Consider the following 15,895-nt stretch of genomic DNA (forward strand, 5'->3'; position numbering starts at 1 on the left):
AGTACCTGTATCAGAACGGCATTCCGGCCTACGCCTATTCGACCGAATTGCCGGTCGAGGTGCTGGGCGCCAAGTACAAGTGGGCGCGCGGCGCAGGCCTGCTCTGAGATCGATCATTGATGCCGCTTCGGACGGGTTCCGAAGCGGCATCAAGACCCGGTTAACGGCATCCGAGAAATCGGGGGCTAACGGATAATCCGGCTTTAATGGGGAGCCGACTAAACGTCTCTTGGTTGCAGCGTGCCGGATGCCTGGAAGCATCCGATATTGCGTCCGGAGGAGGCGTTTTCCCCATCATGTCAATTCAGGTCGATTCGGATTTTGCGAGCGACGATCGCGCCAGGGCGCAGATCGGCGCGGCGGTGAGCTATCTGCTCAGGGATACGACCGGCGCTGCGCGTGAGCACGCCGTCGAGACGATTGTCGAGATGGTGCGCGAGATCGCAAGCCGGCCGGCTGGGGCCGAAATGGCAACGCTTCAGCCGCTAATGAGCGGCGTCGCCTACCGGGACTTTGTCATCGATGCGTACCGCCGCGATGTCGATCGCTGGCGCGCGACCATCCGCCGGTCGAACGGCAAGAAGATCCGGATCGCTTCTCCGCCGTCGGTGCGCGACGAGGCCACCACGACAGCGGACGCGATCACCGCCGAGAAGGCCATCGAGTTCGCCAGGCGAGCAATCGACCTCGGCGAGGTGATCTGACCCGCGGCGGCCGCGGCTGCCGGGACGGCGACGTCCGTGCGATTGCCGCTTGCTCTATGCTTGGGACGCGCGATGTGCTCCGATGCGGCTTCTGCGCCGGTTCCGGAGCCGTTCACAGAATCTTCGATCCATCGTTCCCAGCCGAGACATGCCATGCCTACCGAACTGCGTTCGCCCCGTCTTGCCGTCCTGATTGACGCCGACAATGCATCTGCAAGGATCGCCGATGCGCTGTTCGAGGAGATCGCCAAGATCGGTGAGGCCAGCGTGCGCCGCATCTATGGCGACTTCTCCAATCCCAGGTCAAAGGGCTGGGCGGACATTCTGTCCAAGCACGCCATCATCCCGCAGCAGCAATTCGCCTATACGACCGGGAAGAATGCATCCGACATCACCCTGGTGATCGACGCGATGGACCTGCTGCACAGCGGCCGGTTCGACGGCTTCTGCCTGGTGTCGTCGGACAGCGATTTCACCCGGCTTGCCGCGCGCATCCGCGAGCACGGCATCGACGTGTTCGGGTTCGGCGAGCAGAAGACGCCGGAAAGCTTCCGGCAGGCCTGCCGCAGGTTCGTCTATACCGAGAATTTGCGCGGCGGCGTGACGAGCAATCAGGATGCTGCCGTGCGGGCGCAGCCATTGCAGCCGCCTGAGGCCGCCACGCCGATTCTCAAGAAGGTGATTGGCCAGATGGCCAGCGAAGACGGCTGGGTGACGCTTGGCGAGGTCGGACGGCAGCTGGCCAATCTCGCGTCGGATTTCGATCAACGGACTTACGGCTTCCGCACCCTGAGCGAGCTGGTGCGCAGGACAAACGCCTTCGAGATCGAATCCAAGGGCGGGACGACGCGAATCCGCATCAAGCAGGTGGCTGCACCCCCGCCAAGTAAACCGACTCCAAGACGGCGAACGCCAAGACGGCGAGCCGATCAAAAGCCGCTGGAATGAACGGCGCGCAGCGCGCTGCTGCGCTGAACCATCTCTGAATCTGAACCAACGATGAATGCTGCTCCAGACATTATCCGGAGCAGCATTTTCATTTGTGCTGGAACCGAAGCGAGTTGCTGCGGAACCGGAATTTGCTCGCAGATTGCCGGCGTTGGAACTGGAACGTCTCGTTACCTGCGATGTTGAAGGGGCGTCTTACAACTCGGAGGAGGAGAATCATGAACAAGCATTTTGCAGTGTCCCTTGTCGCCGCTGCGTCACTGCTCGCGTCCGGTTCGGCCTTCGCGCAGTCCACGACTGCAGCGGGTGCCGCCAACGGTGCGCGGACCGGTGGCGAGATCGCAGGCCCGGTCGGCGAAATCGTCGGCGGCACGGTTGGTGCTGCGGTCGGCGCCGGCCTTGAGATTCCGAATGCGGTGATCACCTCGATCCCGCGCGACGAACCGTCGGTGGTGGTGCGCGAGCGCGTCGTGGTCGGCGAGCCGCTGCCCGACACCGTCGTGCTGCGTCCGGTGCCGCACTACACCGAATATCGCTACGCCGTAGTCAACGATCGCCGTGTGATCGTTGACGCCCGCAGCCACCGGGTCGTCAGGATCATCGACTGATCGCGCGTATTCCCCGTCATTGCGAGGAGCGACAGCGACGAAGCAATCCATCGTGCCGCATATGCTGAAGCGTGGATTGTTTCGCTTCGCTCGCAATGACGGAGGCGCGCAAATGCCATCCTCGCGGGCAGCTCGCCCGCGGGGATTTTCTTCGGTCCCATGAATACCGGCATGGCACAGGCTCGCTTTTTTCATGAAGCGACCGGTTGGCCTGACGGGCCGATCCCCTAGACTGGTCGGCAACGGACGCAGCAAGCGTTCGCCTCGGACCAGAGCAGGGGATGGAAACATGGGTCGGAAGATCGCGATCGTCGGCGCGGGTGCGGTCGGCGGCTATGCCGGTGCGCATATGGTACAGGCGGGTGAGGACGTCACCTTCATCGATCCCTGGCCCGCGCATGTCGAGCATATGCGCAAGCACGGACTGCGTGTCACCCATGCGATGGATGTTGCGGAGTTCTCGGTGCCGGTGCGCGCGCTGCACATCACCGACGCCCAGCGGCTGGCAAAGGAAAAGCCGGTCGACATCGCCTTCGTCTGCATGAAGTCCTACGACACCGCATGGGCGACCATGCTGATCCGGCAGTATCTGGCGCCGGATGGTTACGTCGTGTCGCTGCAGAACTGCATGAACGAGGAGACCATCGCCGGCATCGTCGGCTGGGGCAAGACGCTCGGCTGCATCGCGAGCAGCATCACCGTCAACCTGCCCGAGCCCGGCCATATCCACCGCGGCGCCGGCAAGGGCGGGGCAGCGCACACCGTGTTTCGCGCCGGCGAGGTGCATGGCCGCATCACCGCGCGGGCCGAGGAAGTGTGCCGGCTGGTCGGCTTCTCCGACAGCGCCAAGGTCACCTCCAATCTCTGGGGCGAGCGCTGGTCCAAGCTCGTCGCCAACGTGATGGGCAACGGGCTGTCGGCCTGCACGGGTCTGGCGGGCAGCGAGGTGCTGCAAAGCGAACCGCTGCGCCGCTTCTCGACGCGGCTCGGCAGCGAAGCTATCCGGGTCGGCCAGGCGCACGGCTATCAGCTCGAGGAGATCCTGCACCTTCCGCCCGAGACGATCGCCCGCGCCGGCGAGGGCGATGAGGCCGCGATGCGCGCCTGCGACGAGCAACGCTTCAAGGATGCCAAGCGCACCTCATCCGCGCAGCGTCCCTCGATGGGCCAGGACATGCAGAAGGGCCGCCGCACCGAGATCGAATTCCTCAACGGTCTTGTGGTGCGCGAGGGCGAGAAGCTCGGTTTGGCGTGCAAAGCCAACGCCGCGCTGACCGACATCGTCAAGCGCGTCGAACGCGGCGAGCTGAAGCCGGATCCGCGGCATATCATGGAATTGCGGATGAATTGAACCGGACTCAACGAGCGTCCGATTGCCGTCATTGCGAGCGCAGCGAAGCAATCCATCAAACCGCTTGCGCCGATGCATGGATTGCTTCGTCGCTTCGCTCCTCGCAATGACGGAGGTGCAGGCCGCGGGGTCTTGCTCTACAGCGGCTGCCTGACCCCCATCCCATGCATGAACCGCTCGCGGATCTGTACGGGGTCGCGGCGCGTGGTGCCGGTGCCGGGTTTGTCGTCGATGCGGACGCCGATCAGGGTCGGGGCTGCGGTCTGTTTCGACTGTTCGATCAGCCGCTCGAAGTCGTCCTCGTCGGCGGCCCATGAGCTGTTGGCGATGCCGCTGGCGATGGCGACCTGGACGATGTCGGTATGGCCGGCAGCCGGGGTCGGCTGGCTGCCGGTGATCTGGTAGATGCCGTTGTCCATCACCACCATGGTGAGATTCTTCGGCGCCAGCGTCGCGATAGTCGAGAGGCAGCCAAGCTGCATCAAGAGCGAGCCGTCGCCTTCGAGCGCGAACACGCGCCGTTTCGGCTGCGCCAGCGCAACGCCGAGTGCGATCGGAAACGCAAGTCCCATGCTGCCCAGCATGTAGAAATTCTCGGGCCGATGGCCGGCGGCCCAGAGGTCGAAATTGGTGTTGCCGATGCCGCCGATCACGGCCTCGTCCTTCAGCCCGGCGACGAGGCGCTGGGTGAGATCGAAGCGGTTCATCACCTTGGTGTTGCGCGCGGAGGTGCTGGTCATGGCTGATCTCACTTGTCGAAGGTCTTGCCGCCGGTCAACAGCGGCGAGAGGATCAGCACCACCGGCGCCTGGGTGGTGACGGCCTGCTTGATCGAGCGGTCGGCAATGAATTCGAGCTCGTCGAGCCGGGTGATGGTGTGATGTTCCATCGCCAGCGAATCCAGCACCGGGCGCATCGTCCGGCAGACCAGCGCCTGGCCGTAGTTGAACTCGCCGAGCGTGCCGCGCTCGGAGACGAACATGATCAGCGGGATCTGGTAGGGCACCGCCAGCGAGGCCAGTACGTTGGCGAGCGTCGCAAAGCCCGAGGTCTGCATCAGCACGGCGCCGCGCATGCCGGCCATCCAGGCGCCGGAGACGATGCCGACGGCCTCTTCCTCGCGCGCGGTTGGAAATGTCGTGAAATAGGGATCGGCGTGCAGGTCCTTGATCAGCGTGGTCAGCACCCGGTCGGGCACATAGGGCACCAGCTTGATCTCGTTCCGCTTCAGGGTCTGCAGCACGATGCCGTGCCAGGTGGTCGCCGTCTTCTGGGGCGAGGCTTGTTCCGTGGCCGCCATCCTGTTCTCCCTGCTCGTGCGACGCTGATGTTCGCTTGCGGATCGAAACTTGACGCGGTGCCTGTGATTGTCAACATGCCGCGGCCGCAACGTGATCTGCGCAATTCGGCCATCGCTGTGTCGAACCGGCGTGCGATACAGACGGTGACGACAAAGGGACGGAACGATCAAGGGACGGGAGGCGTCGATGGCCGGATGGGTCTGGCGGACCGCCATTGCGGCAGCGGCCATGGTTGCGGCCGGCTTCGCGTCCGCGCAGCCATACCCGGCCAAGGCCGTTCACATCCTCGTTCCCTATCCACCCGGCGGCGGCGTCGACGTGCTGACGCGCACGCTGGCTGAGGCGGTGTCGAAATCCTGGACACAGTCGATCGTGGTCGAGAACCGGCCCGGCGCCGGCGGGGTGATCGCCTCGCAGGCGATCGCAAGCTCCGCGCCCGACGGCTACAATCTGATCATGGTGGCGAGCGGCCACGCCACCAATCCGTTCCTCTATCCAAAGCTGCCCTACGACACGTTCAAGGATTTCTCGCCGATCTCGCTGTTGGCGTCGTCGCCGAACGTGCTGCTGGTGCGCGCGGACTCGCCGTACAAGTCGGTCGGCGACGTCATCGCGGCGGCGAAGGCTAAGCCAGGCAGCCTGTCGTTCGCCCAAGCCGGCAACGGCACCTCGACCCATCTCGCCGGCGAATTGCTCAACAATCTCGCAAAAATCGAGATCAGTGCGATTCCCTATAAGGGCGGCGCGCCCGCGATCAACGATCTGCTCGGCGGACAAATTCCGATGTCGTTCAACAACGGGCCGGAATCGGTCGGACAGTTGCAGGCCGGCACGGTCCGCGCGCTGGCGGTAACGACGGCCTCGCGCGCGCCGTTCCTGCCTGATGTGCCCAGCATGTCAGAGACCGTGCCGGGCTACGACACCGAGGTGTGGTGGGGGCTGCTCGGTCCCGGCAATATGCCGGCCGATCTCGTTGCGAAGATCTCGCATGATTTCGTCGCGGCGGTGAACGCCGATGCGGTGAAGGAGCGGCTCGGCAAGCTCGGCGCGATCCCGATCGGCTCGACGCCGGACCAGTTCGCGGCCAAGATCAAGGCCGACTACGACAAATGGGGGCCGATCATCAAGGCCGCCGGCATGAAGGCGGAGTAAGCCGATGGCCGCATCACAGATTCCCGCCTGCCTGCCGCCGCGGCCCGTGACGCCGCCGCGCGAGAAGCTGCCGGCGAAGGCCTGCGATACGCATGCGCATGTGTTCGGCCCGGCCGACCGCTTCCCCTATGCCAATGATCGCAGCTACACGCCGCCCGACGCGCCGCTGGCGAGTTATCTCGGCATGCTCGACGCGCTTGGATTTGCCCGTGGCGTGCTGGTGCAGGGCAGTGCGCATGGCCGCGACAATTCGGCGATGCTGGACGCGCTGCAGCGCGAGCCGGCGCGGCTGCGCGGCGTCGCGGTGGCGGATGCCGATGTGGCGGCGGGTACGCTGCGGCAATGGCATGTGCTCGGCGTGCGCGCGTTGCGCTTCAACCATTTCTTCCGTGGCGGGCAGCTGCATTATCGCGGCGGCATCCCGCTCGGCGTCGCCGCGACGCATGCGCCTGTCATGGCCGAACTCGGCTGGCATTTGCAGCTCTGGATCGACGTCAAGGATCTGCCCGACACGATCCCGACGCTGAAGGCGCTCGGTCTGCCGGTGGTGGTCGATCACATGGGTCGCACCGATGCTGCCGCCGGCATCAACACCGCGGGCTTCCAGAGCCTGCTGCGCGCGATCGATGAAGGGTGGTGCTGGGCCAAACTGTCCGGCGCGCATCGCCTGAGCCAGCGGGCGCCGGATTATCCGGATGCGCGGCCGTTCCACGAGGCGCTGGTGGCGGCCAATCCAGAGCGGCTGGTGTGGGGCGGCGACTGGCCGCATCCGCGGGTCGAGGGCGAAATGCCCGACGCCGGCCATCTGCTGACGCTGTTCCAGGAGTGGACGCCGGACGCCGCGACCCGGCACCGCATCCTGGTCGACAATCCCGCAAAACTCTATGGCTTCCCCAACTGAAAGCTGTCCGAAGACATGACCGTCAACAACAAGCGCGTGTTCTACGTCAAATACCTCGCCCACGAGATCTATGTCGACATCCTGAAGAAGCGGCCGGATGTCCGGCTCGACCGTCTGGAGAACGAGACGCCGGAGGCACAGTTCGCCCCCGTTCTGGCCGACGCGCATGCCTACCAGATCGGCGCAGCGCGCGATGAGCTGGCGCCGCACTTCCACGCCCATGCCGAGCTGTTGAAGCGCGCGCCGAACCTTTTGATCGTGTCCTCGAACGGTGCCGGCTTCGATCCCGTCGACGTCGAGGCCTGCACGGCTGCGGGCGTGCTGGTCGTCAACCAGTCCGGCGGCAACGCCAATTCGGTCGCCGAGCACGCGCTCGGCATGATGCTGACGCTGTCGAAGCGGATCATCCAGTCCGACCGCCGGCTGCGGCGCGAGGCCAATGTCAACCGCAACGATCTGATCGGCAATGAGCTGAAAGAGAAGACCGTCGGCATCGTCGGTCTCGGCAATGTCGGCCGCCGCATCGCCGAGCTGTGCAGGGGCCTGCTGCACATGAAGGTGATCGCCTACGATCCGTATCTGACGGCGGATGAGATGGCGAAGCGGGGCGGGGAGAAGGTCGAGCTCGACGATCTCTTGCGCCGCGCGGATTTCGTCTCGATCTCCTGTCCACTGGACAACAAGAGCCGGGGCATGATCGGCGCGCGCGAATTCGCGCTGATGCAGCCGCATGCGTATTTCGTCACCACCGCGCGCGGCTTCATTCACGACGAGAAGGCGCTGGAGGAGGCGCTGCGTGACAAGCGCATCGCCGGCGCCGGCCTCGACGTCTGGGCCAAGGAGCCGCCGCCGCCGGATCACCCGCTGCTGCAGTTCGACAATGTGCTGGCGAGCCCGCACACCGCCGGCGTCACCCGCGAGGCGCGCATCAACATGGGCCGGATCGCGGCCGAACAGATCCTCGATGCGCTCGACGGCAAGCGCCCGCCGCGCATCATCAATCCCGAGGTCTGGCCGATCTATGCGCGGCGGTTCGAGAAGGCGTTCGGGTTCTTGCCGGGGTAGGTGGCGCTGACTCATCTCGTCAGGTGAGCACACTAGTTGGGCTCCCTCTCCCCTTGCGGGAGAGGGTGGGGAGAGGGGTGGCCCCGGGCGAGACAATCGACGACGGCACGATCGTCGCAATTCGGATCCCGCGTCTTTGTACGCAAAGTGAGAGAGTGTGCCGTATGGTACCCCTCTCCCTAACCCTCCCCCGCAAGGGGGGAGGGAACCCTGCCGTTGGTGCGTCCCTTACTAGCGAGAGGCGTGCCGCGGCTGCGCGCGGCCAAAATATCGAAAACAACCCCATGCAAAGGAGCTGGCGGCCGCCCGGCGTTCGGCCAGGCAACTTGACCCGTCGGGCAACTCAGGGGTACATTTCCAATATTCCGAAATCGTGCAAGCGCCCCTCACGCTCCCGCAAAGGGAGATGGACTCATAACATAACATAATGTTACCATAACATAACTTTGTTAAATTCCAGGCTGCACGTTTCTCGCAACAGGATGCGTAACGGGAAGATGCGCGTCCTCGTTGCGCGACGACCGACACTCCTGCCCTCTGCGCGCGGGGCGCTTCGCGGTGTCTCCAGGGGAATGCAGTGCGAACTCTTGTGGTGCCTGGCCAACACGGTGCGTCGGGATTGTGCGGGCGACGAACGCTGGCTTCGTTGCGTGCCGGGCTGCTTGCGTCGGTGGCGCTGCTGGTGACCGGCTTGCCGGCCGCGTCTCAGGACGCGACCTGGAATCTGAACCCCACGGCAGGCGGGCCCTACGTGGGGATGCTCGATTTCAATAGCGCCGCCAACTGGACACCGGCAACGGTTCCGACCGGCACCGCCACATTCGGAGTGACGAACAGCTCAAACGTGGGGTTCTTGGAGCAGAACACCAGCGTCGGTGGCTGGACTTTCAATGCCGGGGCTTCCGCTTATACGTTCAACGTTGGCACATACTTCGGGAGTCAGTCACTTACGTTCAATGGCGCCGGCATTGTTAGCAACGGTGGCAGCGCAACCATCTATAACGAGGGCGGCTTCGCGGCCGTATCCACAACACAATTCCTCAACGCGAGCACGGCCGGCAGCGCCACGATCCACAATAGCGGCATTCTCTTGTTCTCCGACAGCAGCTCGGCTGGAAGCGCCACCATCGTCACCGACGACCTTACCCAGACCGCAACACGGTTCTCCAACACGAGCACGGCCGGCAATGCCGCCATCACCAATAACTGGAGTCTCCAGTTCGGCGACAGCAGCACGGCCGGCAATGCCAGGATCCTCAACAACACCCTGCTCGATTTCTTCAACGCGAGCACAGCGGGCAACGCCACAATTACCGACTACGGTAATCTGGTCTTCCACGACACCAGCACGGCCGGCAACGCCACCATCACGACCAACAACACTGGCACGATTTACATTCAGAACTCGGCCAGCGGCGGAACCGCGCGCTTCATCCTGAACAAGAACGGTGCGCTCGATATTTCAGGCCTCACGACCGGCGGCACCGCGGCAGGGTCGATCGAGGGCGGCGGCAGTGTCCGTCTTGGCGTCAAGACCCTGACGGTTGGCGGCAATGATCTCTCGACGGCATTTTCCGGCGTCATCAGCGGGAGCGGCGGGCTGACCAAGGTCGGTGGCGGCACATTGGCCCTGTTAAACATCGCCAACAGCTACGCCGGCCCGACCACCATCGATGGCGGCACGCTCGAGGTGGACGGCGCGACCGCCCGCTCGCCGAGACTGACGGTCAATTCAGGCGGCACCTTGAGCGGCATCGGCGCCATCCATCCCGTGATCACCACCATCGCCTCGGGCGGCACGCTCGCGCCCGGCAATGCCGCAAGCCCGACCGGCACGCTGTACGTCGGCGAAGATCTCGCTTTCCAGTCCGGCGCGCTCTATCTGGTGCAGGTGATGCCGTCGGCTGCGGCATCGACCCATGTCCGCGGAACTGCGACGCTCGGCGGTGCCACCGTCAATGCGGCGTTCGCCAACGGCAGCTATATCTCGAAGCAATATACCATCCTGACCGCGGGCAGCGTCAGCGGCACCTTCGGCGCGCTCACCAACACGAACCTGCCGGCAAATTTCAGCGACACGCTGAGCTACGACGCCGGCCACGCCTACCTCAATCTCACGCTGAACTTCACGCCGCCGCCGCCACCGCCACCGCAAGGCCCGACTGCACCGAACTTCGGCAGTGGCCTGAACCTCAATCAGCAGCCCGTCGCGAACGCGCTGGTCAACTCCTTCAACACGACAGGCGGCATCCCGATGGTCTACGGCACGCTGACGCCGGCAGGCCTGACGCAGGCCTCGGGCGAACTGGCGACCGGCTCGCAGCAGACCACCTTCGATGCCGCGAACCTGTTCCTGGGGCTGCTGACCGATCCGCTCATGAATCGGAACGGGGAAATTGCTGCGGCGCCGGGCACATCGGGCTATGCGGAGGAGGGCGACACAAGCGCCTATGCCGCCACACGCACGACGAACGCGTTCGCGATGTTCACCAAGGCGCCGCTGGTCCCGTTCGTGCCGCGCTGGAGCGTATGGGCGGCGGGCTATGGCGGCTCGCGGTCGACCAACGGCAACGCCATTGTCGGATCGAACGATACCACCAGCAGCGTGTACGGCACCGCGGTCGGCGCCGACTATCTGTTTTCGCCGAACACGATCGCGGGCTTTGCGCTCGCCGGCGGCGGCACCAACTTCTCGGTCGTCAACAGCGGCAGCGGCCGATCGGATCTGTTCCAGGCCGGCGCCTATATCCGCCACACCGATGGTGCGGCCTACATTTCCGCGGCATTGGCTTATGGCTGGCAGGACATCACCACCAACCGCACGGTGACGGTCGCCGGCATCGACCAACTGCGTGCCGAGTTCAGCGCCAATAGCTATTCCGGCCGCCTCGAAGGCGGCTATCGTTTCGTCGCGCCATGGATCGGCGGCATCGGCATTACGCCCTATGCCGCGGGCCAGTTCACGACCTTCGATCTGCCTGGCTATGCCGAGCAGGCCGTCGTCGGCTCATCCGCCTTCGCGCTCGCTTACGCTGCGAAGAGCGTGACCGACGTCAGAAGCGAACTCGGCGTGCGAACCGACAAGTCGTTTGCGACGGCCGATGGCGTCCTGACGCTGAGCACCCGGTTCGCCTGGGCGCATGATCATGATCCGGACCGGTCGATCGCCGCGACCTTCCAGGCGCTGCCCGGCGCAAGCTTCGTCGTCAACGGCGCAGCGCAGGCCTCCGATTCCGCGCTGACCACGGCAGCCGTCGAGATGAAATGGCGCAATGGCTGGTCTGCGGCGGCGACTTTTGAAGGCGAGTTCTCAGATGTCAGTTCGTCCTACGCCGGCAAGGGGGTCGTGGGCTATACGTGGTGAGGGCGGCTCAAGAATGCTGGAGAAAATCTCCGTCGTCGCGGACGCAAATAGGGCAACAAACCCACTGCCAAACCGCCGCCTCGCGAAGCGTCCGTTGTTATTTTCCCTGAGATATCGACGACTTAGCCCGAAATCGCCATTTTCCTGATGTGCCCGACCGTCTGGGCACGGAAGGAAGATGTGTCATGCGACAGGTCCAGTCATTGCTCCGCAACGCGCCCGCCAGGATCGGCCGCCGCATTGCGCAGATCGTCGCGATCGCGGCCGCCAGCCTGCCGCAGGCCGGCGCGTAGTTTTTCCCGCTGCGAACGGTCGCACGCGTCCTTCCGAATTAACTCACGCCTATTTTGCATTAGTGCTAGCGTGGTACCCCCGGGCTCTGCCGGTCCAGCAGGGAGGGTTCCATGTCACGCTTCGTCGTTCATTTCATGAAGGACGTGCTCGGCGGCAATGGCCGCGAGCGCGAGGTCTGCCAGGGCGCGCTCGAGATCGACGCCATGAGCGAAGGCCAGGCCACCGAGATGGCCAAGGTCAAATTCTGTCAGGAACAATCGCTGTGCGACTGGTCACTGCATGCCGACCGCATCCGGATCGAAGCGGCCGACTTGCACGTGAGCTGACACGTCGCGCGAGCAGACTTTATTCGCATCGAAAATCACCTCTCCCTTGGGAGAGGTCGGCGCGTAGCGCCGGGTGAGGGATTACGGTCTCTCCGACGAGCAGCGGCCCCTCACCCGATTTGCTTGCGCAAATCGACCTCTCCCCAGTGGGGAGAGGTAAGGGGAGGCTGCGGACATCGTCGCGCGTATCACTCCGGCAGGATGCGCACGGCACCCTTGGCCGCGCTGCTGGCGAACGCCGCATAGGCTTTCAGCGCGGTCGAGACGGCGCGCTTGCGTGGCGCCGCCGGCTTCCATGCCGCGTTGCCCTTGGCTTCCATCGCCGCACGCCGGCGCTTCAGCTCGGCATCGTCGACCTTGAGGTTGACCTTGCGGTTCGGGATGTCGAACTCGATGACATCGCCTTCCTCGACGAGGCCGATCAGGCCGCCTTCGGCGGCTTCCGGCGAGACGTGGCCGATCGACAGGCCCGACGATCCGCCGGAGAAGCGGCCGTCGGTGATCAGCGCGCAGGCCTTTCCGAGCCCCTTCGACTTCAGATAGCTGGTCGGATAGAGCATCTCCTGCATGCCCGGGCCGCCGCGCGGACCTTCATAGCGGATCAGCACGACATCGCCGGCCTTCACCTTGTTGGTGAGGATGGCGTCGACCGATGCGTCCTGGCTCTCGAAGATGCGGGCAGGACCTGAGAACTTCAGGATGCTCTGATCGACGCCGGCGGTCTTCACGATGCAGCCGTCTTCCGCAAGATTGCCGAACAGCACGGCGAGCCCGCCGTCCTTGGAATAGGCATGCGCGGCGCCGCGGATCACGCCCTTTTCGCGGTCGAGATCGACCTCGTCGAAGCGGCGATCCTGGCTGAAGGCTTCCTGGGTCGGCACGCCGCCGGGGGCTGCGCGATAGAAATTGCGCACCTTGTCGCTCGTGGTCCGCACCACGTCCCAGCGGTTCAGCGCGTCGTCGAGCGTCGCGGCGTGCACGGTCGGGCCGTCGGTCGTGAGCAGCTTGGCGCGGTCGAGCTCGCCGAGGATCGCCATGATGCCGCCGGCGTGATGCACGTCCTCCATGTGGACGTCCTGCACCGAGGGCGCGACCTTGCACAGCACTGGCACTTTTCGAGAAAGCCGGTCGATGTCGGCCATCGTGAACGGCACCTCGCCCTCGCGGGCGGCGGCGAGCAGATGCAGCACGGTGTTGGTCGAGCCGCCCATCGCGATGTCGAGCGTCATCGCGTTCTCGAACGACTTGAAGTTCGCGATGTTGCGCGGCAGCACCTTGGCGTCGTCCTGCTCGTAGTAGCGGCGGGCGAGATCGACGATCAGATGGCCGGCCTCGACGAACAGGCTCTTGCGGTCGGCATGGGTCGCCAGCACCGAGCCGTTGCCGGGCAGCGCCAGGCCGAGCGCCTCGGTCAGGCAGTTCATCGAATTCGCGGTGAACATGCCGGAGCAGGAGCCGCAGGTCGGGCAGGCCGAGCGCTCGATCACCTCGACCTCGTCGTCCGACACGTTGGAGTCGGCGGCGGCGACCATCGCGTCGATCAGGTCGACCGCGCGCTTCTTGCCCTTGAGCAGGATCTTGCCCGATTCCATCGGGCCGCCCGAGACGAACACGGTCGGGATGTTGAGGCGCAGCGTCGCCATCAGCATGCCGGGCGTGATCTTGTCGCAGTTGGAGATGCAGACCATCGCGTCGGCGCAATGCGCGTTGACCATGTATTCGACGCTGTCGGCGATCAGCTCGCGCGAGGGCAGGCTGTAGAGCATGCCGTCATGGCCCATCGCGATGCCGTCGTCGACGGCGATGGTGTTGAACTCTTTTGCCACCCCGCCGGCCTTCTCGATTTCCCGCGCCACGAGCTGGCCGAGATTCTGCAAATGGACGTGGCCCGGCACGAACTGGGTGAAGGAATTGACCACCGCGATGATCGGCTTGCCGAAATCCTCGTTCTTCATGCCGGTGGCGCGCCAGAGGCCGCGAGCACCCGCCATGTTGCGGCCGTGGGTGGTGGTGCGGGAGCGATAGGCGGGCATCGTAAATCCTTGGGCTAAGGTCATTTTTTCAGGGAGATGGCGATCCTTATGCCCGCCCGCGGATGCGGATTCAAGCGCGGAACCGCATGGCAGAACCCCGCAATCCGGGCAATCCCGAGCGCTCGGCTTGATCTCGGGCGGCGCGGTGCCTTAGGTGGACGCGCCGGGAAGCCGGCCCAGAATCGAACGAACAACAACAACGAAAAATGGGAGAGACGCGTGGCAAGGCTGCCTTTGATTGATCCGGATACCACGAGCGGCGACATCCGCATGGCGTTCGACCGCATGCCGGTCAAGCTCAACATCTTCCGCATGATGGCCCATGCCGAAACCAACGCGATGCCCCTGATGCGGCTCGCCAACTCGATCCTGCACAAGCAAAAGCTCTCCGCGGTCAATCGCGAGCTGCTGATTCTGCAGGCCGCGCAGCTCGAGGGCGGCGCCTATGAGTGGCGCCAGCACGTGCCGATCGCGCTCGGCGTCGGCGTGACGCAAGCGCAGATCGATGCCGTCGAGCGCGGCCATTACGACGATGCTTCGCTGAACGCTGCCGAGCGCGCGCTGCTCGGCTTCGGCCGCGAGGTGGTCGAGAAGGTCCGGGTCGGCGATGCGGCCTTCGCCGCCATGCGTAAGCATTTCAGCGATCAGGAGATCGTCGAGACGATCGTCGCGCTTGGTTTCTACATGATGATGGCGCGGCTGACGGAAGCGACCGAGACCGATCTCGATCCAGCCGCCGGCATGGTCGTCTACGAGAGCGGCAAGAAGCGTGGGTGATCGGATGCCGGAGACCTCGCAAGACTCCAAGCCGGAGCGCTATGTCCGTCCGCTGAGCGCAGAATCCTCGGGCGCGGCGCCGGGCAGGGGACGCCTCGACGGCCGCCGCATCCTGGTAGTCGGCGGCGGCCAGCGTGTGTTCGATGCCGCGACCGATCCGATCGGCAACGGCCGCGCCATGAGCCTGCTGTTCGCACGCGAGGGCGCGCATGTCGCGGTGGCCGATCTCAATCGCGCCTCCGCGGAGGATACGGTCGCGCGCATCACGGCAGAGGGAGGGTGCGGTTTTTCGATCGCAGCCGACGTGACCAAAGAGGCCGACGTCATCAGGATGATCGATGAAGCTCATCACGCGATGAGCGGGCTCGACGGCATGGTGCTGAACATCGGCACCTTCGGCAAGACCGGGCTCGACAATGTGAGTGCGGAAGAGTGGAACAGGATCTACGACGTCAACGTCCGCGGCCCGATGCTGTGCTGCCGCACCGCTCTGCCGAAATTCGCAGACGGCGGCTCGATCGTCTTCATCTCCTCGATCGCGGCGCTGAAGGCGGGGTCGCAGATGGCGGTGTATGATTCCTCCAAGGCCGCGCTCGGCGGCCTGATGCGCAACATCGCGCATACCGGTGCGCGGCGCGGCATCCGCGCCAATCTGGTCTATCCCGGGCTGGTCGACACCCCCAACGGCCGCGAGGCCGGTGCCGGACGGCCGTCGCGCGGCAAGGGGCAGGTTCCGTTCGGCCGCCAGGCGACGGCATGGGAGATCGCCTACGCCGTGCTGTTCTTCATGTCGGACGAGAGCGTCTATGTCACGGCACAGACGCTGGCGGTGGATAGCGGGTTGAGCGGGATGTAGCGGCGCGCTGAATGCGGATTGCAGCAGCCTGTCCGCAGACTCGTTTCGCCTCTCCCGCTTGCGGGGGAGGCCGACGCGCGTAGCGCGGCGGGTGGGGGCTCTCACCACAGCGTGACTCGCGGAGAGAGCCCCCACCCCAGCCCTCCCCCGCAAGCGGGAGAGGGGGCACACTGTCTTTGCGACTCAACCTGATCGTATCGCCGTCTCTATTCAGC

15 protein-coding genes are annotated in these 15,895 nt (G+C 64.8%); 12 read left to right on the forward strand and 3 right to left on the reverse strand.

The annotated features are described in order from the left end of the window. The 5 genes from AC628_RS46235 to AC628_RS34060 all read left to right on the forward strand — a co-directional run. Positions 1-107: hypothetical protein (locus AC628_RS46235; RefSeq protein ID WP_502689809.1), on the forward strand; the 107-nt coding region annotated here is incomplete at its 5' end. Between the two features lie 189 nt (positions 108-296). Then, positions 297-704, forward strand: a complete 408-nt coding sequence (locus AC628_RS34045) for a hypothetical protein (protein WP_050423981.1) — start codon at positions 297-299, stop codon at positions 702-704. Between the two features lie 153 nt (positions 705-857). Continuing rightward, entirely contained in the window at positions 858-1,652 is a 795-nt protein-coding gene (locus tag AC628_RS34050) for an NYN domain-containing protein (protein WP_074131090.1), read from the forward strand. 218 nt (positions 1,653-1,870) lie between these two features. Beyond that, entirely contained in the window at positions 1,871-2,260 is a 390-nt protein-coding gene (locus tag AC628_RS34055; RefSeq protein WP_074131091.1) for a DUF1236 domain-containing protein, read from the forward strand. Between the two features lie 289 nt (positions 2,261-2,549). Continuing rightward, entirely contained in the window at positions 2,550-3,611 is a 1,062-nt protein-coding gene (locus AC628_RS34060) for a ketopantoate reductase family protein (protein WP_074131092.1), read from the forward strand. A gap of 137 nt (positions 3,612-3,748) precedes the next feature. On the opposite strand, the gene AC628_RS34065 is transcribed toward AC628_RS34060, so the two are convergent. Together AC628_RS34065 and AC628_RS34070 are read right to left on the reverse strand one after the other, a co-directional pair. Continuing rightward, the gene (locus tag AC628_RS34065; RefSeq protein WP_074131093.1) at positions 3,749-4,351 is read right to left on the reverse strand and encodes a thiamine pyrophosphate-dependent enzyme; all 603 of its coding nucleotides are present in this window, start codon (positions 4,349-4,351) and stop codon (positions 3,749-3,751) included. A gap of 8 nt (positions 4,352-4,359) precedes the next feature. Continuing rightward, positions 4,360-4,911, reverse strand: a complete 552-nt coding sequence (locus tag AC628_RS34070; protein WP_074131094.1) for a thiamine pyrophosphate-binding protein — start codon at positions 4,909-4,911, stop codon at positions 4,360-4,362. Between the two features lie 187 nt (positions 4,912-5,098). Here AC628_RS34070 and AC628_RS34075 point away from each other — a divergent pair, with 187 nt between their 5' ends. The 5 genes from AC628_RS34075 to AC628_RS34095 all read left to right on the forward strand — a co-directional run bounded on the left by AC628_RS34075 (position 5,099) and on the right by AC628_RS34095 (position 12,014). Then, on the forward strand, positions 5,099-6,064 hold the full coding sequence (locus tag AC628_RS34075) for a Bug family tripartite tricarboxylate transporter substrate binding protein (protein ID WP_074131095.1): 966 nt from the start codon (positions 5,099-5,101) through the stop codon (positions 6,062-6,064). Between the two features lie 4 nt (positions 6,065-6,068). Then, positions 6,069-6,965 carry an amidohydrolase family protein gene (locus AC628_RS34080; protein ID WP_074131096.1) on the forward strand — a complete coding sequence of 299 codons (897 nt, stop codon included), beginning with the start codon at positions 6,069-6,071 and terminating at the stop codon, positions 6,963-6,965. A gap of 15 nt (positions 6,966-6,980) precedes the next feature. Further along, the gene (locus AC628_RS34085) at positions 6,981-8,030 is read left to right on the forward strand and encodes a hydroxyacid dehydrogenase (RefSeq protein ID WP_074131097.1); all 1,050 of its coding nucleotides are present in this window, start codon (positions 6,981-6,983) and stop codon (positions 8,028-8,030) included. Positions 8,031-8,622: 592 nt separating this feature from the next. Continuing rightward, positions 8,623-11,394 (forward strand): autotransporter outer membrane beta-barrel domain-containing protein, encoded by a 2,772-nt coding sequence (locus tag AC628_RS34090; protein WP_245321473.1) that lies wholly within the window; start codon positions 8,623-8,625, stop codon positions 11,392-11,394. A gap of 404 nt (positions 11,395-11,798) precedes the next feature. Further along, positions 11,799-12,014, forward strand: a complete 216-nt coding sequence (locus tag AC628_RS34095; protein WP_074131098.1) for a hypothetical protein — start codon at positions 11,799-11,801, stop codon at positions 12,012-12,014. Positions 12,015-12,202: 188 nt separating this feature from the next. Here the strand turns inward: AC628_RS34095 and ilvD are convergent, their stop codons facing one another. Continuing rightward, positions 12,203-14,047, reverse strand: coding sequence for a dihydroxy-acid dehydratase (ilvD, locus tag AC628_RS34100; RefSeq protein WP_074131099.1), 1,845 nt, complete (start codon positions 14,045-14,047; stop codon positions 12,203-12,205). 219 nt (positions 14,048-14,266) lie between these two features. Between ilvD and AC628_RS34105 the strand changes: the two genes are divergently transcribed. After that, positions 14,267-14,824, forward strand: coding sequence for a carboxymuconolactone decarboxylase family protein (locus tag AC628_RS34105; RefSeq protein WP_074131100.1), 558 nt, complete (start codon positions 14,267-14,269; stop codon positions 14,822-14,824). A 4-nt stretch (positions 14,825-14,828) separates the two neighbouring features. Continuing rightward, entirely contained in the window at positions 14,829-15,680 is an 852-nt protein-coding gene (locus AC628_RS34110) for an SDR family NAD(P)-dependent oxidoreductase (RefSeq protein ID WP_074131101.1), read from the forward strand. Positions 15,681-15,895: the final 215 nt, after the last annotated feature.

It is taken from the genome of Bradyrhizobium sp. NAS96.2, assembly GCF_001908235.1.
Classification (GTDB): domain Bacteria; phylum Pseudomonadota; class Alphaproteobacteria; order Rhizobiales; family Xanthobacteraceae; genus Bradyrhizobium.

Coding starts and splice junctions, on each gene's coding strand:
- AC628_RS34045 (WP_050423981.1), top strand. CDS start 297: ATGTCAATTCAGGTCGATTCGGATTTTGCGAGCGACGATCGCGCCAGG.
- AC628_RS34050 (WP_074131090.1), top strand. CDS start 858: ATGCCTACCGAACTGCGTTCGCCCCGTCTTGCCGTCCTGATTGACGCC.
- AC628_RS34055 (WP_074131091.1), top strand. CDS start 1,871: ATGAACAAGCATTTTGCAGTGTCCCTTGTCGCCGCTGCGTCACTGCTC.
- AC628_RS34060 (WP_074131092.1), top strand. CDS start 2,550: ATGGGTCGGAAGATCGCGATCGTCGGCGCGGGTGCGGTCGGCGGCTAT.
- AC628_RS34065 (WP_074131093.1), bottom strand. CDS start 4,351: ATGACCAGCACCTCCGCGCGCAACACCAAGGTGATGAACCGCTTCGAT.
- AC628_RS34070 (WP_074131094.1), bottom strand. CDS start 4,911: ATGGCGGCCACGGAACAAGCCTCGCCCCAGAAGACGGCGACCACCTGG.
- AC628_RS34075 (WP_074131095.1), top strand. CDS start 5,099: ATGGCCGGATGGGTCTGGCGGACCGCCATTGCGGCAGCGGCCATGGTT.
- AC628_RS34080 (WP_074131096.1), top strand. CDS start 6,069: ATGGCCGCATCACAGATTCCCGCCTGCCTGCCGCCGCGGCCCGTGACG.
- AC628_RS34085 (WP_074131097.1), top strand. CDS start 6,981: ATGACCGTCAACAACAAGCGCGTGTTCTACGTCAAATACCTCGCCCAC.
- AC628_RS34095 (WP_074131098.1), top strand. CDS start 11,799: ATGTCACGCTTCGTCGTTCATTTCATGAAGGACGTGCTCGGCGGCAAT.
- ilvD (WP_074131099.1), bottom strand. CDS start 14,047: ATGCCCGCCTATCGCTCCCGCACCACCACCCACGGCCGCAACATGGCG.
- AC628_RS34110 (WP_074131101.1), top strand. CDS start 14,829: ATGCCGGAGACCTCGCAAGACTCCAAGCCGGAGCGCTATGTCCGTCCG.